This is a genomic window from Umboniibacter marinipuniceus, from assembly GCF_003688415.1.
GTDB classification, from domain to species: domain Bacteria; phylum Pseudomonadota; class Gammaproteobacteria; order Pseudomonadales; family DSM-25080; genus Umboniibacter; species Umboniibacter marinipuniceus.
Genome location: NZ_REFJ01000003.1, coordinates 52,717 through 72,983, shown reverse-complemented (window position 1 = coordinate 72,983; position 20,267 = coordinate 52,717). Strand labels below are relative to the sequence as shown.

19 protein-coding genes and 4 tRNA genes are annotated in these 20,267 nt (G+C 48.9%); 7 read left to right on the top strand and 16 right to left on the bottom strand.

Going from position 1 to position 20,267, the window contains the following annotated elements; all coding sequences use genetic code 11:
- Window positions 1-45: 45 nt before the first annotated feature.
- A complete protein-coding gene (locus DFR27_RS06600; RefSeq protein WP_211327588.1) occupies window positions 46-1,302 on the bottom strand; it encodes a NupC/NupG family nucleoside CNT transporter in 1,257 nt (418 codons plus the stop codon).
- Between the two features lie 136 nt (window positions 1,303-1,438).
- Between DFR27_RS06600 and DFR27_RS06595 the strand changes: the two genes are divergently transcribed.
- The 3 genes from DFR27_RS06595 to ung all read left to right on the top strand — a co-directional run bounded on the left by DFR27_RS06595 (window position 1,439) and on the right by ung (window position 4,119).
- Window positions 1,439-2,275, top strand: a complete 837-nt coding sequence (locus DFR27_RS06595; protein ID WP_121876671.1) for an SIS domain-containing protein — start codon at window positions 1,439-1,441, stop codon at window positions 2,273-2,275.
- A 30-nt stretch (window positions 2,276-2,305) separates the two neighbouring features.
- Entirely contained in the window at window positions 2,306-3,307 is a 1,002-nt protein-coding gene (gap, locus tag DFR27_RS06590) for a type I glyceraldehyde-3-phosphate dehydrogenase (RefSeq protein WP_121876670.1), read from the top strand.
- Window positions 3,308-3,435: 128 nt separating this feature from the next.
- Window positions 3,436-4,119 carry a uracil-DNA glycosylase gene (gene ung, locus DFR27_RS06585; RefSeq protein ID WP_121876977.1) on the top strand — a complete coding sequence of 228 codons (684 nt, stop codon included), beginning with the start codon at window positions 3,436-3,438 and terminating at the stop codon, window positions 4,117-4,119.
- On the opposite strand, the gene DFR27_RS06580 is transcribed toward ung, so the two are convergent.
- Window positions 4,100-5,431, bottom strand: coding sequence for a TRZ/ATZ family hydrolase (locus tag DFR27_RS06580; RefSeq protein WP_121876669.1), 1,332 nt, complete (start codon window positions 5,429-5,431; stop codon window positions 4,100-4,102). The two genes, ung and DFR27_RS06580, sit on opposite strands and share 20 nt — an antisense overlap.
- Before the next feature lie 176 nt (window positions 5,432-5,607).
- Here DFR27_RS06580 and DFR27_RS06575 point away from each other — a divergent pair, with 176 nt between their 5' ends.
- Window positions 5,608-6,561: a hypothetical protein gene (locus DFR27_RS06575; protein WP_121876668.1), complete on the top strand. Its 954-nt coding sequence runs from the start codon at window positions 5,608-5,610 to the stop codon at window positions 6,559-6,561.
- Between the two features lie 4 nt (window positions 6,562-6,565).
- Here DFR27_RS06575 and DFR27_RS06570 read toward each other — a convergent pair whose 3' ends face one another.
- Window positions 6,566-7,417: an EamA family transporter gene (locus DFR27_RS06570; protein ID WP_121876667.1), complete on the bottom strand. Its 852-nt coding sequence runs from the start codon at window positions 7,415-7,417 to the stop codon at window positions 6,566-6,568.
- A gap of 26 nt (window positions 7,418-7,443) precedes the next feature.
- On the bottom strand, window positions 7,444-8,685 hold the full coding sequence (sstT, locus tag DFR27_RS06565; RefSeq protein ID WP_121876666.1) for a serine/threonine transporter SstT: 1,242 nt from the start codon (window positions 8,683-8,685) through the stop codon (window positions 7,444-7,446).
- A 175-nt stretch (window positions 8,686-8,860) separates the two neighbouring features.
- Between sstT and DFR27_RS06560 the strand changes: the two genes are divergently transcribed.
- Both DFR27_RS06560 and DFR27_RS06555 read left to right on the top strand, forming a co-directional pair.
- Window positions 8,861-9,061: a hypothetical protein gene (locus DFR27_RS06560; RefSeq protein WP_121876665.1), complete on the top strand. Its 201-nt coding sequence runs from the start codon at window positions 8,861-8,863 to the stop codon at window positions 9,059-9,061.
- Window positions 9,062-9,135: 74 nt separating this feature from the next.
- A complete protein-coding gene (locus tag DFR27_RS06555; protein WP_121876664.1) occupies window positions 9,136-10,704 on the top strand; it encodes an FMN-binding glutamate synthase family protein in 1,569 nt (522 codons plus the stop codon).
- 59 nt (window positions 10,705-10,763) lie between these two features.
- Here DFR27_RS06555 and DFR27_RS06550 read toward each other — a convergent pair whose 3' ends face one another.
- From DFR27_RS06550 to DFR27_RS06495, 12 genes are all read right to left on the bottom strand, one after another.
- The gene (locus tag DFR27_RS06550; RefSeq protein ID WP_121876663.1) at window positions 10,764-11,477 is read right to left on the bottom strand and encodes a YebC/PmpR family DNA-binding transcriptional regulator; all 714 of its coding nucleotides are present in this window, start codon (window positions 11,475-11,477) and stop codon (window positions 10,764-10,766) included.
- A 113-nt stretch (window positions 11,478-11,590) separates the two neighbouring features.
- Window positions 11,591-11,667 (bottom strand) — tRNA-Met (locus DFR27_RS06545).
- 230 nt (window positions 11,668-11,897) lie between these two features.
- Window positions 11,898-11,972: transfer RNA gene (locus DFR27_RS06540), tRNA-Gln, on the bottom strand.
- A gap of 16 nt (window positions 11,973-11,988) precedes the next feature.
- A tRNA-Gln gene (locus DFR27_RS06535) sits at window positions 11,989-12,063 on the bottom strand.
- A 155-nt stretch (window positions 12,064-12,218) separates the two neighbouring features.
- A complete protein-coding gene (gene ychF / locus DFR27_RS06530) occupies window positions 12,219-13,310 on the bottom strand; it encodes a redox-regulated ATPase YchF (RefSeq protein WP_121876662.1) in 1,092 nt (363 codons plus the stop codon).
- Between the two features lie 15 nt (window positions 13,311-13,325).
- Window positions 13,326-13,907 carry an aminoacyl-tRNA hydrolase gene (pth, locus tag DFR27_RS06525; protein WP_121876661.1) on the bottom strand — a complete coding sequence of 194 codons (582 nt, stop codon included), beginning with the start codon at window positions 13,905-13,907 and terminating at the stop codon, window positions 13,326-13,328.
- Between the two features lie 26 nt (window positions 13,908-13,933).
- Window positions 13,934-14,569 (bottom strand): 50S ribosomal protein L25/general stress protein Ctc, encoded by a 636-nt coding sequence (locus DFR27_RS06520; RefSeq protein WP_121876660.1) that lies wholly within the window; start codon window positions 14,567-14,569, stop codon window positions 13,934-13,936.
- 126 nt (window positions 14,570-14,695) lie between these two features.
- Complete coding sequence (locus DFR27_RS06515) at window positions 14,696-15,625, bottom strand: ribose-phosphate pyrophosphokinase (protein ID WP_121876976.1); 930 nt, start codon at window positions 15,623-15,625, stop codon at window positions 14,696-14,698.
- A 70-nt stretch (window positions 15,626-15,695) separates the two neighbouring features.
- Window positions 15,696-15,770, bottom strand: a tRNA-Gln gene (locus DFR27_RS06510).
- Window positions 15,771-15,779: 9 nt separating this feature from the next.
- The gene (gene ispE, locus DFR27_RS06505; RefSeq protein ID WP_121876659.1) at window positions 15,780-16,610 is read right to left on the bottom strand and encodes a 4-(cytidine 5'-diphospho)-2-C-methyl-D-erythritol kinase; all 831 of its coding nucleotides are present in this window, start codon (window positions 16,608-16,610) and stop codon (window positions 15,780-15,782) included.
- A 1-nt stretch (window position 16,611) separates the two neighbouring features.
- Window positions 16,612-17,160 carry an outer membrane lipoprotein LolB gene (locus DFR27_RS06500; RefSeq protein WP_121876658.1) on the bottom strand — a complete coding sequence of 183 codons (549 nt, stop codon included), beginning with the start codon at window positions 17,158-17,160 and terminating at the stop codon, window positions 16,612-16,614.
- A complete protein-coding gene (locus DFR27_RS06495) occupies window positions 17,157-18,863 on the bottom strand; it encodes a tetratricopeptide repeat protein (protein ID WP_121876657.1) in 1,707 nt (568 codons plus the stop codon). The genes DFR27_RS06500 and DFR27_RS06495 overlap by 4 nt, the downstream gene beginning before the upstream one ends.
- 121 nt (window positions 18,864-18,984) lie before the next feature.
- On the opposite strand from DFR27_RS06495, the gene hemA reads away from it, so the two are divergent.
- Window positions 18,985-20,265: a glutamyl-tRNA reductase gene (gene hemA, locus DFR27_RS06490; RefSeq protein WP_342766695.1), complete on the top strand. Its 1,281-nt coding sequence runs from the start codon at window positions 18,985-18,987 to the stop codon at window positions 20,263-20,265.
- The last annotated feature ends 2 nt before the right edge of the window (window positions 20,266-20,267 follow it).

Sequence of the window (20,267 nt, the reverse complement as noted above, 5' to 3'; positions counted from 1 at the left end):
TGCCCAGTTACGCATCGGAGTGACCGGGCACTATTAGTGGTTCAGCTAAGACACAGCCATAAAGAAGCCAGCAAGTGTGGCGCTCATTAAATTCGCTAAGGTTGCGGCAGTTACCGCTAGTAAACCGAGTTTCGCAATTTCGTGGCGTCGGGACGGCGCCATTCCTCCAATTCCACCAACCAAAATGGCGATACTAGAAAAGTTAGCGAAGCCACAGAGTGCGAAAGTCACTATAACCTGAGTGTTGAGGCTAAGTGTTTCTTTGATTTGAGCAAATTCAAGATAGGCTACAAACTCGTTGATCACAATCTTCTGACCGATGAAACTTCCAGCAATTGAAGCTTCGTTCCATGGGACGCCTAATAACCAGGTGACCGGCTGGAACAGCTTACCTAACAGATAGTCCATGCTAAGCGCATCAATCGCGAGGAAGCCGGCAATTCCTGTTACTTCACCAAACCATCCTAGGAAGCCGTTCAGCAAGGCAATAAGTGATACAAAAGCTAGTACCATCGCGCCGACATTAGCGGCCAATTTCATGCCACTTGCCGCCCCAGATGCGGCAGCATCGATAACATTTACCGGTCCATCTTCTTGTTCGTCGAGTTCCGCCAAGCTTTCTTTGGGTGTTTCTACCTCAGGCAAGATGAGCTTTGCCATCAGTAAGCTTCCCGGTGCAGCCATAAAGCTAGCGGCAATTAAAAACTTCAGTTCAATACCTACTGCCAGCAAGCCCGCAATGATGGAACCCGCTACGGTAGAGAGCCCGCCAACCATGACGGCAAAGAGTTCAGACCTGGTCATTGTTGGTAAGAACGGTTTAACCAGCAAGGGGGCTTCGGTTTGGCCAACAAATATGTTTGCGGCGGCAGAAAGCGATTCGGGACGACTTGTTTTGGTTACTCGCTGGAGTGCGCCACCAAGAATGCGAATTACCCATTCCATTAAGCCAATGTAATAGAGCACGGCAATCAATGAAGAAATAAAGATGATCATTGGGAGTACCATGAAGGCAAAAACAAAGCCGATGCTGCCGCCGCCACCGGCGGCAATCTCGGGCCCAAAGATGAAGCTAATTCCCTCTGTACCATAAGCGATGACATTGCTGACACCGTTAGATAGTGCGAACAGCATGTCTTTACCTGGCTCCCACCAGAGCACCATAGCGCCAATGGAAAATTGCAGTAAGAACGCGCTCACAACGGTACGATAATTAATCCTGTCCTTATGCTTCGAGAGGCAGTAGGCCACCGTCAAGAGGAACAAGATACCGATGATAGAACGTAAAAAAGTCAAATCCATTGAGAGTTCTCTTTGAGAAAGTTTCCGCTAGTTTAAACCACCCAGAGAGTGTGGCAATAAAACATTGAAATAAAATGACTTGCTTTGGTGATATCATGCGGTAATATGTAATCAAATTACATGAGGTGTAATTACTGTGTCTGAATTACAAGTTCAAATGGAAGCGTCGCTGGCTAGTCTTTCAACTGCGGAACGTGCAGTAGCGGAAGTCATTTTAGCGGATGTTGTCTCGGCAACGCGCATCAGCACTGCCGAGTTAGCAGCAAAAGCTGAAGTCAGTCCGCCAACGGTCGGCAGACTCGCCAAACGTCTTGGTTGTGATGGATTTCCGGACCTTAAGCTTAAGTTGGCATCGTCAGTTGCCGTTGATGCGCAGTTTAGCGGTGGTGTTATTGATGATAGTTCCGACAGCGATATCGTCCACGGTTTGATTCGTCAGGCTAAGGCAGATTTAGATGCGCTGCCTGCCGCCGTTAACTCGGTTGATATGAACGCGGTGGAGCAAGCGTTAAATAAAGCAAAGCGATTAGAGTTTTATGGGATCGGTGCTGCCGCAGCCGTGGCGGCTGATGCGCAACACCGCTTTTTTCGAATGGGTGTATCTGCCGTTTACTACGAGGATATATTGAAGCAGCGGATGGCTGCGGTAGCGGCGGATGAATCGGTTTGTATTGTGCTGTTCTCGTTTACTGGGAGAACTTCATTGACCATCGAGGTAGCAGAGTTAGCTAAGCAATCCAACGCTACGGTCATTGCAATCACCCGCGCAGGGAGTTCATTGGCTAAGGTTGCCGATTTCGTCCTACCTATTCGCTCCACTGAGAATACTGAGCTCGTAACCCCAATGAGCTCCCGGTTGCTGATGATGATGTGGGTGGATCTGCTGTCAACAGCTATGTACCGCCTCCGTGGCGAGCGCGCTAAATCAACTTATCAGCGTGTCAAAAAGAGTCTCGCGGATACGCGAAAATAACTGTCATAAGATTATAAATAAGGTAGTAAAATGATTAACGTTGCAATTAATGGTTTTGGACGTATTGGCCGTATGGTTACTAGAGCGCTATATGAGTCTGGGGCCAATAACAAAATTAAATTGGTAGCAATCAATGATTTGATGTCCAACGAACATCGTGCGCACCTGCTCAATTTCGATACTGTTCATGGTGTTTTTCCAGAAACTGTAGCGCTTGAAGGTGATCAACTTTCCATTGCGAATGACCAGATAACATTGCTTTCTCAAGCGGATCCAAGCAAGTTGCCATGGGCTGATCTTAAGGTTGATATCGTACTGGAGTGCACGGGACGCTTTAATTCTAAGGACGCTTCAGGCGTACATCTGGAAGCCGGTGCAAAAAAAGTGCTGTGCAGTGCGCCAGTGGCCGATGCGGATAAAACTATTGTTTTCGGCGTTAACGACGATACCTTAACGGCATTGGATACCGTGGTGTCTAATGCGTCCTGTACCACTAATTGCCTTGCACCTGTCGCTCAAGCTCTCCATAAAGCGTTGACTATAGTGCAGGGTAATATGACTACCGTACATGCGTATACCGCTGACCAAATGTTGATGGATGGACCTCATTCAGATATGTATCGAGCTCGCGCCGCGGCACACAATATGGTGCCAACGAAGACTGGTGCGGCAGCAGCGGTAGGTCTTGTTTTACCCGCACTTCAAGGGAAGCTAGACGGCATGGCGGTTCGTGTTCCTACGGCGAATGTCTCTTTGGTTGATTTGACGGTGTTAGTAGAAAAGGATACTAGTGTCGAGGTGGTTAACGAAATCCTTCGTTTGCGAGCCGAGCAGACGCCAGGTGTGGTTGGCTTTAATCAACTACCGCTAGTTTCGAGCGATTTTAACCACAATCCTGCGAGTTCAACCATTGATGCAACTCAGACGCGCGTCAATGGCAAACTCGTTAAAGTAATGGCTTGGTATGACAACGAGTGGGGCTTCTCGAATCGAATGCTTGATACGGCTCAAGCCATGTTTAACGCTCAGTAATAGATCCCGTACAAGGTGTGGCTCAGCTACATCTGTCCTCTTCGCCGGCTTATGCCGGCATTTTTTTGTCGGCATTTTTTTGTTGGCTGATCGTGGCTCACCGACCCAATCAGCGGTAGACTATGAAGATGAAAGAAAATCTACCTTCACTTCCCAATTCATGGGTCCCTTTCTTGGGTGCAGCTTGGTCCCAGTTAATCCGAGATAACCGGGATCAGTTGACTAGAACAGACCTAACACCGCCCAAAGCGTTGTGGTTTAGAGTGTTTGAGATGCTTGCGCCTCAAGCGGTTAGGGTGGTGATTTTAGGGCAGGATCCCTACCATGGAGCACATCAGGCTGAAGGTCTGAGTTTTTCCGTCCCTGATGATCAGCGGGTCCCACCGTCGTTAAAGAATATCCTAAAAGAACTGGCTCAGGATGAGCAAACCTATCCTGTTGATCATGGGAACCTCTCTGAATGGGTAGAGCAGGGGGTAATGCTACTTAATTCCGCATTAACTGTACCTCTTGGCGATCCTGGCGCACAGCTTGCGGTATGGGAAGCGTTTACCGACGAAATAATTCGGACGCTTAACAATCAGCCGAATGGCATCGTATTTCTACTATGGGGAGCGTTTGCTCAATCCAAGGGCGCGTTGGTTGATGCCGATAAACACCTAGTACTGACGGCAGCGCACCCTTCGCCGCTATCGGCCCATCGGGGTTTTTTTGGCTGTCGCCATTTTAGTCAAGCGAATCGCTGGCTAGAAGCTCACGGTCAGACCGCAATCAATTGGCAATTAACCCCTATCAATCCTTCGCTGTTTTAGTCAGCGCTTGCTCAGTGAATGCTTGTACTCGCGACCGCAGATGTTTGTTGTCGATAGTGGTGAGTTGTTGGTCTTGAACGAGGCGTCTACCGGCCACCCAAACGTCCGTTACCCGATGACCTATTTGTGAGTAGACGAGTTCAGCAATAAGATTGAAGCACGGCTGCAAGTCGATCCCGCTCATATCAATTGCAATCATGTCAGCTGACTTTCCGCGTTCTAGTGTTCCGCAGATATCCTGCACACCCAGCGCTTTGGCGCCATTAATTGTGGCCATTTCTAGGGCGCTTGTCGCGGAGATAGCCTCAGGATTGCCGTGCTTTATCTTTGCGGTAAGGGCGGTGTATTGGAGTTCGCTAAACATATCTAGAGCATTGTTACTGGCAGCACCGTCAGTACCAATCGCTACGTTAACACCGTTATCTAATAGCGCCTGGGTTGGGCACATACCCGAGGCTAGCTTAAGGTTTGAACGCGGACAGGTAATCACCGATGCCCCAAGTTTGGCGACAGCTTCTATATCGGCGGCAGTGAGCGCCGTCATGTGAACGAGTTGTGATTTCGCATCGATAAATTGGTTGTCAATGAGCCGGTTAAGAGGACGAGTGCCACTACTGGCTACCGCGTCATCAACCTCCTGCTGTGTTTCGTGGAGATGAACCTGCAACGGAATGTCAAATTCATCCGCAAAAGCCTTGGCCTTGGCGAAGTTTGTATCATTAACCGTATAGGGAGCATGGGGAGCAATGGCAAAGTTAATTAACTCATGCTGTTTTAGGTCTTCGGCCATACTTCTCGCTTTGCTGAGGTAATCGTCTGGTCCCGAACCCCAATTACACGGAAAATCAAAAATGGTCGCAGCAATTTGTGCGCGCATACCAACCCTATCTACCGCTTCAGCGGCAGCGTCAGGGAAGAAATACATATCAGAGAAACAGGTGGTGCCGGTCATCAACATTTCAGCCATAGCCAGCTCGGTACCTAGCTCGACAAAGGCTGCACTCACAAATTTGGTTTCAGCCGGCCAGATGTGATCGTTGAGCCAAGTTTGTAATGCCAAATCGTCTGCAAAGCCGCGAAGTAGGCTCATGGCTGCGTGGCCGTGCGTGTTGATTAAGCCGGGCATTAGGAGATGATTGTCGAAGAAGAGTTCGTCGGCCGCGCGATAGCTGAAGGGGATCTCGTGAGACGCAACCAAATCTACGATTTGGCCTTCATCAATGACAATGGCGCATTCGTTCTGAATTGTCATTGGCTTGATGGCTAAGAGATATTTGCAGTGCAGAATGGTGTCAACGAATTGTACGCTCATGGCTAATTCCCTTTAGTTATCATCTCATTTTAGCCTTACTCGTTGCTCAGTGATACTGTGATAAACACTTGAGTGATCTGATACGAGAATAATTGACTATACATTGATCAATCATTAGCTAATAATTCCTGGTAGGTAGTAGCTATTCTCTCGTTTCAACAAAGGAATGCTTCAACGTGTTTGAATTTCGATCCGGCTGGTTAGATCTAGTTTCTTGTGGGGCCGTACCACGGCTGATTCTCAACGAGCTTAGACGCCAAGGCATTGATGATTCAGTCCTTTACACAAGGCTTTCAATTTCGGCTGCTGAGTTTACTGATCTTGACCGACCATGGTGTTTTAAGGAGTTAAATCTGCTGCTCTCGTTGGCTCAGAGCCATACGGGGCAGTATCTCATTTTTAGTGACCCTGTCGATGTCGCACGTCGTTTGGCAATCGGTAAGGCTCGCCTCGGGGCTCACTATGCCGAGGACTTCCGTGGTGCAGTAGGTTTCCTCGCCGAGAGTTCTCAAAGTATCCAGCGCTATATTCAGCTCTCGGTTGAAGAGAGCGATAGCCACGTAGACCTGGTACTTTCGCCGACGATGGAATTGGGAGGCCTGTCTGCTTTCTTGCACTTTTTAGTACTGCTGACTACCATGCAAATGCTGAAATTCCTCGCCGCGGATGAAATGCACTGTTTCGATGCGACACTCTCTGGTGATCTTGTTGGTAGCGCCCCTGAGTTAAGTAGCCAGAGCCAGTTAGGACAGTTCAATTATGGCGGAAATCGGACTTTTATTCGGTACTCGAGCGCACTCCAAGCAGCGGGTATGAGCAGCTATGATTTAAGTCGTTTCACGCTTGCAAAGTGTAATGCGGCGCAATCGAGGCAATTAGACTACTGTCAGATGAGCTGGGGAGATAAGACCCGAGTAGTTCTCATGGATTCCAATTTTAGCGCCATGGCACAAGACGTAGCCGCTGAATTCGGGCTTACCGCCAAGACTTTTTCGCATTACCTTTCACGTGAGGGATTAACTTTCAAGGAGCTTAAGGGCTTCATGGTGGCCGAGCGAGAAGTTCTTTCGCAAGTTGCACGAGATAGTCAGGGTAAACACAGTGCAGTGTCTAGCACGGAAAGGTTGTGAACGTTTAGTTGTTAGCTGCGTTGAGTTGCCGATGTAACAGCATGGCAAGCAGGATTATTGCTCCACCAAGAAGTAGTTTTGTTACATTCACCTCGGCACCCCATAAAGCCAGGTTAACCGCTAAGCCCACAGGTATTACGGCGTTATTCATGATAGCTAATGTACCCGTATCGGTGGTCGCCGCACCTCGATTCCACCAAAAGTAACCAACCCCTGACGCAACAACCCCCAGCCAAATCAGGATGCCTATCTGCTCAAGCGTAATATTTGTGGGGGCTTCTCCATAACCAAGCATTGCAATGAAGGTAACCAATGTGGCGCCAAGGAAAAAGTAGCGTTGTTGTTCCGGAAGGAGGCAGCGGGGCGCCCGTTGAGCGAGGCGTTTGAAGGCCACCTGGCCAAAGGCAAAGCAAACGTTAGCGCCCTGCAGGACTGCGAAGCCAAACCAGAAATCTTGACCGGGGGAGTGTTGGCGAATGACAAATGCGCCGATCACAGCTAGTGAGGCAACCAGCAGTACTCTTGGCTGAAAACGACAATTAAATAGATCATCGATCAGGGTCACGTAGATAGGAGTGAGGATAGTAAATAATAGAACTAGCGGCACACTAAGAAAATTAAATGCATGAAAATAGCATACGTACATTAAGCCGAGCTGCACCCCGCCAATGGCAATAAGCTTCAGACTCAATGAATCAATCGCTAGTGGCTTTCTCAGTATCAGTGTAAAAGTGAGAAGCGCAAGGAACGAGCGGATGAATGCAGCCGTATAACTATTCACTGAACCGGCGAGAAACTCGCCGATTAAGCTAAAAGAAAAGGCCCACAAAAATGTGGTGGCAATCAAATATTTCATGAGCCGCGGACGCTTTGTTAGGAGGATTATTGCTCGGTGATGTTCTTATACAGCGAGGGATCATCCATAATACAAGCCGTAGTGGTATAAACCACGTCCGTTGAGCTATTGAGAGCCGTTTCGAGTGAATCCTGGAGTACCGAAATGACAAAGCCTATAGCCACTACTTGCATAGATATCTCGTTATCGATACCAAACAATGAACAGGCAAGCGGAATCAGTAATAGTGAACCACCGGCCACCCCCGATGCTCCGCAAGCACTCACTGCGGCAACCACACATAATAAGAGTGCCGACGCGAAGTCCACTTGGATACCCAAAGTTGCTGTTGCGGCTAAGGTCAATGTTGTAATCGTAATAGCTGCACCAGCCATATTGACCGTAGCGCCTAAAGGAATTGAAACCGCGTAGGTGTCTTCTGGTAGGCCGTAGCGCTTACACAAATTCATGTTTACCGGGATATTCGCGGCCGAAGAGCGCGTAAAAAAAGCGGGCAAACCGCTAGCAAGCAAGGTTGGAAAGATCATCGGATAAGGATTGCGGCCAATAACGAGGAACACAATCAGCGGGTTAACTACCAACGCCATTACCAGCATGCAACCAATGAGTACGGCGAGCAGGTGTGCGTAGTTCATCATTGCCTCAAAACCCGTGGTCGCGATTGAGTAGGCGACCAGGCCTAAGATGCCGATAGGAGCGAAAGCAATCACAATGCGCACTACTCGCGTAATCGCTTCGGCAAGGTCAGAGAGTGATTGTTTAGTGGTGTCACTTGATTTTTGCAGGCCTAAACCAAGTAATACAGCCCAGGTGAGAATGCCAATGTAGTTGGCAGATAACAATGCATCGATTGGATTGGCTACGATGTTGAAAATTAGGGTGTTCAATACACCACCGATGCCCGAAGGCGGAGTAATGCTGGTATCGCCAACGAACAGCACGAGCTCGGATGGAAAGAGAGTGCTAGCTGATAACGCAATAACGGCGGCGGTTACCGTACCGAGTCCGTAAAGCACTAGTAGAGCGCGGATGCTCGTTTTTTTCCCTGGTTGATGGTTAGCAATTGCTGAGCAAACCAAGATAAAGACCAGGATAGGTGCAACTGCCTTCAAACCGCCAACAAACAGGTCGCCGAGTAGACCTAGAGAGACGGCTGTCGATGGTGCAACGAGTCCAATCACCGCGCCGATAAGAAGTCCTACGAAGATTTGTAGAATGAGACTACTCGTTTGCCAGAGGCGAACAAAAGGTTGAAATACGGCTAGCATCGATTGGTACTACCTTAAAATTAGCTATTTAGATGGTTCCAAGAGTAACGGTTCACTAGCCAGATAACAATACAATCGGCAGTGAATATTCGCGCAAGCGGTAATTCATATGGGTTGTATTTACACTTAATGTTATATATATTTAACTAATGTTATCAGCTTTGAGGAGTGTTGTATGAGTGGCCAAGGTTCTACCGCTAACGTTATTGCGGCAATTTGCAGTGTTATCATCCCTGGTTTAGGGCAGCTAGTCCAAGGGCGGTTATTGGCGGCAATTATCCAATTCGGGCTCGCCGCATTACTGTGGCTGGTATTGTTGGGGTGGATTATTCATATCTATAGCATTATCGACGCGGCGCGATTCAAGGCGAGTTGAGGGCAGTCGGTCCTAAGAATTCAAGTGTGTTGTAAAATTGGTTTAGGCTATAGTGAGATCAAAGAGGATTTGCTATGACACTAATGCAACGCGTTTTACTATTAGTTTCCACAGTTGGTAATGTTTTCGCAGCGGGGATCGCCGTCGTCTTTGATAGTTATTTCCTGTTGCTCTTAACACTCAGTTATTCCGTCATTGGCCTGTATGACGTTTTGTTAAATCGGCATACTATTACCACGTTATACCCTGTTGTGGCGCACATCCGATTTATCCTCGAATCCTTTCACGACGAAATTCATCAGTATTTTGTTGCCTCGAATACCGAGGAAAAGCCCTTTAATCGAGAGCAACGCAATACCGTCTATCGACGAGCGAAGCGTTTAAATGATGCTAAGGCGTTCGGGACCGAGCACGATCTTTACGAAGAAAATTATCTATCCATCGAGCATTCTATCTATCCCGTGGAGGTCACTGAGGCTGCGAAACGTCACGTCATTGGCTCATCCTCGTGCACCAAACCCTACTCGGCGTCGCGCTTGAACACCTCAGCGATGAGTTTCGGTTCACTGAGCGCGAATGCGATTAGTGCCTTGAATCGCGCTGCTAAAATCGGTGGCTATTATCATAATACGGGGGAAGGGGGCATTAGCCCCTATCACCAACAGGGGGGTGATCTGGTCTGGCAAATTGGGTCTGGCTTATTCGGATGTAGAACTGCTAGCGGAACTTTTGATGAGGATAAATTCAAAGAAGCTGCGTCAAAAGATATGGTCAAAATGATTGAGATTAAACTTTCTCAGGGTGCGAAGCCTGGCCATGGCGGCGTACTCCCCAAGGAGAAGATTACCGAGGAAATCGCCGCTGTACGGTTGATCGCAACCGATGAGGATTGTGTCTCCCCTGCGAGGCACCCGTTCGCCGCGTCGCCAGAGGGTTTGATGCAAAATATTGCGCGACTACGTGCGCTTTCTGGCGGAAAGCCTGTGGGTTTTAAACTCTGTCTTGGAAGACCCGTTGAGTTTGTGCAATTAGTGAAGGCAATGATCAATACCCAAATTGTTCCTGACTTTATTACTGTGGATGGTGCCGAGGGTGGCACTGGCGCTGCACCGGTAGAGTTCTCTAACCGTCTAGGCTACCCCGTAGCCGAGGGCATTGCCTTCGTCAATCAAGTGCTGACAGGAGCGGGACTACGCTCGGAGATTACTGTGATCGCGTCTGGAAAGACGGCCACAGGGTTCGATGTGCTGTCGAAACTGGCGCTGGGAGCAGATGTGGTCAATGCCGCACGGACGATGATGTTAGCGATGGGCTGCATACAATCACAAAGCTGCCATACGAATCACTGTCCCACTGGTATCGCAACGCAAGATCCAGTTCGCTCATCCGCTCTGGACCCGGCAAGTAAATCGGTCAGGATTGCTAATTTTCAAGCCGCTACCTGCGAACACTTCTTCGAGTTACTCGGCGCTATGGGCTTAGCTGATCCAGCTCAGCTTAAGCCTTGGATGATAAAGCGTAGAGATGGTGACGGAAATATTAGTGATTGTATTGAACCGGAGCAACTACTAGCAAACGGGCAGTTACTTACGGACGACATACCTGAGCGCTGGCGACAACTTTGGTCGACGGACGTCACCTAGCGATTACAAAAAAGCCCGAAGCTGAATGCCTCGGGCTTTTCATATCTTAGCAAAGCAAATTACTCAGCATTATGATAAACGCGCTGAACGTCATCTAGGTCATCAAGCATCCCGATGAACTTGTCGAACATGGGTCTATCTTCTTCGCTTATCTCGGTGGTAGTTTGTGGAATGAACTGAATTTCAGCCATTTCGAAGTCAATTTCGCCGAACGCATCCTGCAACGCTTGTTTAGCTTTGAAAAAGTCTGTCTGTGGCGCAAAGACGTTGATCAGGTCGTCTTCCTGCTCAATATCACTTACGTCCACGTCTGCCATCATGAGCGCTTCAAGGACTGCATCTTCGTCGTCGTGCTTGAAGGAAAAGATGGCACTATGATCAAACATATGACTGACGCTACCCTGGGTGCCAATCTTTGTTTTAGTCTTGGTGAAGCATTGGCGGACATCGCCGAAAGTTCGATTTGGATTGTCTGTTAGGCAGTCTACAATAACCATGCAGTTGCCTGGACCGAAACCCTCGTAACGAGCGCGATCAAAATTTTCACCACCGCCGCCTTCAGCTTTCTTGATCGCCTTGTCAATGACATGCGAGGGAACTTGATCCTTCTTCGCACGATCAATCAGTCCGCGAAGGCTAAGATTGCCGTCTGGGTCACTGCCACCTTGTTTGGCGACAACGTAAATCTCACGCCCGTACTTGCTATACACTTTTGATTTAGCGTCAGATGTCTTTGCAATAGATTCTTTGCGGTTTTGAAATGCTCTGCCCATGATCAACTCTCGAGGTTTTTAGTTAGGTTGATTTTAAAGAATGTCGGCGCGAATGCCAAACTATCTTACACAGCAAAAAAAAGACCGTCGTAAAACGACGGCCTTTTTAGATATGGTAGCAAGAGGCGGACTTGAACCGCCGACCCCAGCATTATGAGTGCTGTGCTCTAACCAGCTGAGCTACCTTGCCTTAACGAAGCGGAATTATAAGGATGAGCCGCTGAGTGTCAACCATTTTTTAGGAAAAAGCTAAACAAAATCAATCCCTTATGAAATTAACGAGCAATTGTACAGTTTGAGACGGAGAAATGACTAAATTGGCTATGTGCTCGGCTGGTCATCGATGGCATGAAGGGCTAATCAGTTCGCCAATAATTATGAAAAGATGATATGAGTTTTGTCGAGAATTGACGATGGAAATGGCTGGGGTGGTAGGGCTCGAACCTACGCATGACGGGATCAAAACCCGTTGCCTTACCACTTGGCTACACCCCAAGGAAGAGAGAGAAATTGGCTGGGGTGGTAGGGCTCGAACCTACGCATGACGGGATCAAAACCCGTTGCCTTACCACTTGGCTACACCCCAATTTCTCATCGCTTAAGGTCATTGCCTTAAGTCGATGCGAATTATAAACATGCTATTTAAATTGTAAAGAGAAAAGGTGAAAAAATTAGTTAATTCAGTAGCTTAGCGAGAGCTAAGTATCCCGAAGCTACCGAATCGAACTAAACGGCTCGCTATTAGACGTTAAAGCGGAAGTGAATGACATCGCCATCGGCAACAATATAGTCTTTGCCTTCGAGTCGCCATTTCCCGGCTTCTTTCGCGCCGGCTTCACCGTTATGCTCAATGTAGTGATCATAGCCAATCACTTCTGCGCGAATAAAGCCTTTCTCAAAGTCCGTGTGGATCTTTCCTGCGGCCTGTGGCGCGGTCGCGCCAATAGGGATGGTCCAGGCGCGGACTTCTTTTACACCAGCGGTGAAGTAGGTGTGTAAGCCAAGAAGATCATATCCAGCGCGAATGACACGGTCCAAGCCAGCTTCATCCCAGCCGAGTTCCGCGAGGAATTCGGCTTTTTCATCGTCTTCGAGTTCGGCGATCTCAGCTTCCATTTTATTACAGATAACGACGAGTTCAGCACGCTCTTCAGTTGCAATGGCGCGAACCACCTCAAGGTGAGGATTATTCTCGAAACCCTCTTCATCAACGTTGGCGATGTACATGGTTGGCTTCAATGTGAGGAAGTTAAAATGCTTAACCGCCTTAAGTTCGTCTTCACTGAGATCTAGGCTACGAAGAGGTTTGGCTTCGTTGAGATGAGGGATAAGCTGCTCAAGGATTGCGACGAGCTTAATCGCGTCCGCGTCACGACCTTTAGCTAGTTTTTGGTTACGCTGAAGGGCTTTTTCGCAACTTTCCAAGTCCGCTAGTGCCAGTTCAGTATTGATCACTTCAATATCAGCTGCTGGATTAATGGCGTTGGCAACGTGGATAACGTTGTCGTCATCGAAGCAGCGAACAACGTGGGCAATAGCATCGGTATCACGGATATTGCCGAGGAACTTGTTGCCAAGACCTTCGCCCTTTGATGCACCGGCTACGAGGCCAGCGATGTCAACAAACTCCATGGTGGTAGGCACAATGCGCTCGGGACCAACGATGGCTGAAATAGCATCTACCCGAGGGTCGGGAACAGGTACCACGCCTGCATTGGGCTCAATAGTACAAAACGGGAAGTTTTCGGCGTCGATACCCGCTTTAGTTAACGCGTTAAATAACGTTGATTTACCTACGTTCGGTAGGCCGACAATTCCGCAATTAAAACCCATGGTTATGCTTCCGTATCAATTCTGTGTGTGAAGTTTGAGCATTGCCTGATCAAGATCACCAGCGGCAATGGGCTCAATACATTTTAGTGTACGATCAATAGAGTGATCGATGCCAATTCGATCGTCCGCGCTAGGTTGGGACAGTACATAGTTGGCGACTTGTTTCGCCGAGCCTGGATGGCCGATGCCAATGCGTAGGCGGATAAAATTCTTACTGTTACCAAGCGAAGAGATAATGTCTCTAAGGCCATTATGCCCGCCATGGCCACCACCTTTCTTCAATTTAACGATACCTGGCCCAAGATCAAGCTCGTCATGAGCGACTAGGATTTGCTCAGGTTCAATTTTGAAGAAATTTGCCAGCGCCGCCACCGATTGACCGGAGCGATTCATAAAGGTAGTAGGAATGAGGAGGCGAACGTCTCGGCCTGCAATCGTAGTTCGCGTTGCTAGGCCATGAAATCGGGATTCAGAAACAAGTGACGCGCCATAAAGGCGCGCCAACTCGTTGACGAAGTCGGCGCCAGCATTGTGTCGAGTGCCCTCGTATTCTCTGCCTGGATTAGCAAGGCCTACGATGAGTTTGATATTCGACAAAACTAGCGCTCCCTTCAGCGGAGGAATTACTCCGCCGCGTCTTCTTCGCCTTCAGCTTCAGCAGAATCGTCTGCCGCAGCACCCTTAGGCTTCTTGATAGTAAGAATCGCTAAGTCGTGGTCTGAGCCGTGGCTAAGTGCAACACTTTCAACGCCCTTCGGAAGAACAACGTCAGAAATGTGTAGCGTGTCACCAGCGCCAACTTCTTGAAGGTCAACTTCGATGAACTCTGGAAGGTCCTTCGGAAGTGTGCTTACTTCTAGTTCGTTGAGCTGAGTAATAACAGAACCACCTTCTAGCTTAACGCCCTTTGAAGACTCAGCGTTTAGGAAGTGAAGTGGAACTTTCACGTTGATCTTTTCTTTTGCAGAAACGCGCAAGAAATCGGCGTGAACAATGATTGGCTTAGCCGGGTGGCGTTGTAGGTCTTTAAGGATAACCTTTTCAGACTTACGACCAATCTTGATCGTGATGATGTGGCTGTAGAACGCCTCATCTTCAAGCGCACGAGAAAGATCTTTGTGTGGTAGTGAGATAGTTAAAGGCTCTTTGTCGCCACCGTAAACGATAGCTGGAACTTGGCCTTCCAAGCGACGCAGGCGGCGGCTCGCACCTTTCCCCATGTTGTCACGGACTTCAGCCTTCAATGTGTAATCAGTCATTTATAACTCCTTAAAAATACAAAACCATCGCACACCCGCGACCAGGCTTATTGCGATGGCGTAAACCAATTCGACTGGTGTCGAATTAGTATTTGAGCGGTAATGAACCGCTCAAATTTGGGTCAATCAGTCGAACAGAGCGCTGATTGATTCCTCGTTGCTAATGCGTCGAACGGATTCGGCTAGCATCGGCGCGAGGGATAATACACGAATCTTTTTACAATTGCGCGCATCTTCTGAGAGCGGGATTGTATCGTTAACGATCAATTCGTCAAGCTCAGAATTATTTAGGTTGTCAATTGCAGGGCCAGAAAGTACTGGATGGGTGCAATAGGCAACAACTTTCGCCGCGCCACGCTTCTTTAGTGCCGATGCGGCGCTACAGAGTGTACCAGCGGTATCAACGATATCGTCGACCATAATACAGGTTCGACCATCGACTTCACCGATGATATTCATGACTTCGGCGACGTTTGCGCGAGGACGGCGCTTATCGATAATAGCAAGATCTGTGTCTAGCTTTTTGGCAACCGCTCGAGCGCGAACTACGCCACCGATATCCGGAGACACTGCGATGGGGTTGTCGTAGCTTTGATCAATGATGTCTTGCAGCTGACGAACGCTGCCATAACAGTTATCTACCGCTACATCGAAGAAGCCTTGAATCTGCTCAGCGTGAAGGTCGACGGTGAGTACACGGTCAACACCTACACCAACCAACATATCGGCAACCACCTTGGCAGAGATGGCAACACGTGCTGAACGAACGCGTCGATCTTGACGGGCGTAACCAAAGTAGGGAACGACAGCAGTGATTCGCTGAGCAGAAGCTCGACGGAGGGCGTCAACCATTACGATCAACTCCATCAGGTTGTCATTCGCTGGGGCGCATGTTGGCTGAATAATGAAAACATCCTGTCCACGAACATTTTCTTTAATTTCTACCATTACTTCACCGTCGGAGAAGGATCCTACTGACGCCTTTCCAAGTGGAATGTGAAGTTCATCGCATACTTTTTTTGCTAGTTCCGGGTTTGCATTCCCGGTAAATACCATTAGGTTAGCCACTGATATCGCCCTTGTTTGTTGAAGTCATTCAATCTGCGTTGTCGGTCTCATAAAGAGATGGCTGGGGTGGTAGGGCTCGAACCTACGCATGACGGGATCAAAACCCGTTGCCTTACCACTTGGCTACACCCCAGTGTATTAACTAACTAATTTGTGCAACAGGTGAATCGTTTATCCCCTGCGCTACGAAACCGTCGCAATTATCAGGCCGCCGGCGGAAAACTGCCTCTGCGTCCTGTTTGCTTTTGAATGCTGCAAAAACGCAAGCACCTGTACCGGTTAGTCTAGCTGGCGAAAATTTATTCAGCCAGTCAATTGTGCGATCTATCTCCGCGTACAGCGATCTAACGACAGGCTCGCAATCATTGCGACCACCCTGCCTCAAAACGGCCGCTACTGTACTGCTCGGGGTGTCTCTTGTCAATTCGGGATGGCTAAAAATAGCCGCCGTAGAGACCGAGACACGAGGGCGTAGTACAACGTACCAGTGGCAGTTTGAAGGGTAGGGTGTAATTCGTTCGCCAATTCCTTCAACCCACGCACTATGTCCACGAACAAAGAATGGGACGTCCGCTCCCAGGCTTAGTCCCATCGTCGCCAGTTCATCAATACTCAGGTTTAACTGCCATAGTGCATTCAGCGCAATCAGTGTCGTTGCGGCATTCGAACTTCCCCCGCCTAACCCACCGCCCATGGGGAGTAGCTTTTTTAGGCTTATCTTGGCGCCAAGTTGCGGATCGTCGGCAGTGAGCTTTAGCAGCTGTGCGGCCCGGAAAATGAGGTTCTCTTCCGGCGTAACACCTGGGATTTCGGGGCTGATGTCAATACGTGAGGTTTGTGGTTCAAAACCCATGTGATCGCCGAAGTTGAGGAGCTGAAAATAACTCTCAAGCAGGTGATAGCCATCCTCGCGTTGACCGATGATGTGAAGATTTAGATTCAGTTTTGCAGGGCTAAGTATTTCAAGGGTCATCTTAAACTCCAAGGTTCCAACTGGATACCAAGAGGGTAAGGCGCTGGCCATCGCGTTCGCAGATGATCCGGTGGGCCAGTGTGTAACCGTCTACCACTCGGAAGCGGTCAAGCTGAACGTGGGTACCGTCTTGGGTAAAACTTACTTGCGAGCTAGTTCGTTGATAGTTGGTTGCCGGCTTATCAGGGGCGGCCTCGCCATTGAGCCAAAAGGGCCAGGCATCGATTGGTGTGCTCCAGCCCAATTGCTCCAGCATTATAATTTCGGCCGGCCCAGTCATTAACACTTCATCGGTACGGATACTTAGATTGCTGGCATTACCGGCTATTTGGGTTGCGTAGCTGCCAAACGGACCGCTTAGGTTAATGAGATGATTGCTGTCAGCATAACGCCATGTGATGGTAGCTGAACCGCTCTCGCTTCCACGATATCCGAGTTTGCCAGACAGCGACCAGTTAGCTGGCAGAACATTGGTGTTGGAGGAGGGTGGCGCATAACTTTGACAAGCGCTCACCAAGCTTAAGAGGATGATAACGGCAATTCGAATCATCTTTCAGTGCTCCAGGTGATAGTTGGGAATCGCTCACGAGCGAAGCTGCGCACTTCGTCGGCCTGAGCTTGATTGCTCATGGCCTCCAGAATGGTGATTAGATGCGCCAGGATTTCGGGGTGATCAACGAGTTGGCTAGCTCGACTCACGTACTCATAGGCAAGGGTGAGATTTCCTTGTAGGTAATATAGCCAGCCAAGACTATCTAGGTAGGCTGGGTTCTCCGGCTCCGCGCTCAGGGCGATTTGGAGCTGCTGCTCCGCTTCATCAAGCCGAACTTCACGGGAGATCCAGCCGTAGGCTAGATTATTGCGTATTAAATGTGCATCTGGGTTATAACTGAGAAATTGCTCGTAGTATTGCTCGAGCTGGGTTTGTTGGCCGCTACGAGTTAATATTTCCGACAAGACTTCAAGCGCACTGAAACTGTGGGGGTTAGTCTCAAGAATTGACGCGGCTCGAGCTCGGCATACTGCCATCTCCTCACGGCCACACAGGTCTCGAAGTTCCAGTTGTATCCATTGTTCTGAGTAGGAAGGGTTTTCAATTCGTCGTTCATCATACCATTGCTCGATAACGGTGAGATTATCGCTGCTGAGCTCCATCCGCGCGAAGCTTTCTGCGGCGACGGTCACGTGCTCAGGCTGTTTGATCTGCATCAGCAGGCCTAAAGCCGCGCCCTGATTACCCTGCGCAATGAGGATTTCAGCGTCGATAAGCGCGGCGCGTTCGAGTAGTGCGGGGCGTTTTGCTAAATGCGCTGAAAATTCCGTAGCTTGTGTGAAGAAGCCTTGGGCCGTTAACCAGTTTGCGGTTTCCACGAGCCAAGCTACGGTGATATCAGGAGTGTCCAATAGCGGTCGGAAATTCGGTTCTCGGCGGTTGTCGAAATATTCAGTTTTTAATCGTTGCGTTTGAATATCAACGCTTTGGTGCTGTTCAAGAAATTTGTCGAGCACGGCGAGCGCTTTGTCGATATCGCCGACTTCAGCCATTAGCCCTGCGGTATTAGCGACAACAGCCTCGTCGTTGGGGAACTCAGTTAGCAGCTGCTCCATGAGCTCAATAGACTGCTCAGGAAATCGGTAGAAGTGAGTGAGGGCGATAGCAATGGTCACCGCGGATAAGTCGGGCCTCGCCGCCTGAACAGCTTTAAGTACCTCAACAAAGCGATCCTGGTTATCTGCGGGCCACCGCATTGCCGTTGCGCCCACGGACTGAAAGAAAGGGTTGGCTAGCGAGGGTTCTTTAATCTGACTAGCATAGCGAAGCGTTTCACCAAAATTTTGTTTGCTTAATTCATAGCGCGCATTTGATACCAGATACGCATCGGATGAATTATCCCATGAAGCCCAGTAGCTAAGCGCCGGTTTAAGATCGCTGCCAGACTGCTGAAGGTGCCACATTGACTCTTCTGCTAAAGATGGTTCATTAAACGCCTTTGCCGTCTCCATAGTGAGTTCGGCAGCCTGCTGATGTTGACCGCGAAATGCAAGGATGTCAGCGAGAAATAAATTCTCGATCATTTGCCTTGGGAGTGGCTTTTCTGGTGGTGAATTGTTGATGCTCTCGAGCCGGCTCGGCTGCGCTTCGATGTTATTGCCTTGAGAAGATGGTTGCGGCGAGGAAGCGCATGCGGTCAGCACAAGCACGGTGCTGATTAGAAGTAGCTTCTTGACGTGAGCGAAGGTTGATTTTCTCATTAGCTATTGAACACCGAAAACTGCCGTATCATTTCACTTAAGTGTAAAGGTATAATAACGGCTTTGAAACGAAATAATTGTAGTTGCTCAGATCTTTAGCAACCCTGTTAAAGAAAACTACTTGGAAAGAGATCAAACTTCTATGCCGTTACTGGCTATTGGATTTAATCACAAATCTGCAAGTCTCGCGTTACGCGAACAGCTTGCTTTTGCTCCTGATGCACTTCAGCATGCGCACCGTGAACTGTGTTCGTCATCGCATGCAGACGAAGCCGTCATCATATCTACGTGTAATCGAACGGAAATTGTCGTTCACGGTGCCTGTAATGTTACTGAAATTACCGAGTGGTTGGCTGAGTTTCATCAAGTGAGCGCTGAGGAATTGTCAGCGAGTTTGTATAGCTACTCCGATCGCGACGCGGTGGCGCACCTGATGAAAGTAGCAAGTGGGCTAGATTCATTAGTACTTGGAGAACCGCAGATTTTAGGCCAAGTTAAGTCTGCTTTTGCGGTGGCCACGGAGGCCGGTACGGTTACCGGTGCGTTCCATCAATTGTTTCAACAGGTCTTCAGCGCTGCTAAACGCGTTCGTTCCCAGACTGCTATTGGCTCTAGTCCCGTCTCGGTTGCCTATGCGGCGGTGTCATTAGCGCAAAGAATCTTTAGCGATCTTTCATCAACACATGCGTTACTTATCGGTGCGGGTGAGACCATTGACTTGGTTGCGCAGCACTTACACCAGCAGGGCGTGGCAAGTATGGTGGTTGCAAATCGAACGCTGGCTCGCGCCGAAGATGTAGCGGCGCGCTTCCAAGCACGGGGTGTGTTACTTAGTGAGATTCCTGATCATTTACCAAAAGCTGATATTATCATCAGCTCTACCGCCAGTCAGTTACCTGTCCTAGGTAAGGGTACGGTAGAAACGGCTATGACCAAACGACGACACCGGCCGCAATTTATGGTTGATATTGCGGTTCCCCGAGATATCGAGGCGGAAGTTGGCCAACTTGAAGACGTTTACCTCTACACGGTAGACGATCTGGCTAACGTCATAAATGACGGCTTAGCGGCTCGTGAGCAAGCCGCCACTCAAGCCGTTAAAATTATTGATGAACAAGTTGACCATTACCTCAAGCACCTCAGAGCTCAGGATGCTGTAGATACCATCAAGGCGTTCCGACAGCAAATTAGCGAGCATAAAGATATTGAATTGGAGCGCGCTGTAAAATTGTTAGCGCGAGGAGAAGATCCAGAGCTCGTACTGAACCAATTTGCTAGGGCGCTCACGAATAAAATCGTACATCAACCAACTAACGCGCTAAGTCAGGCCGGAAGAGAAGGGCGTCTTGACGTAATTGAATGGAGTCGCGAGCTGTTTGGTATTGATGGCGAACCGAGTTGATA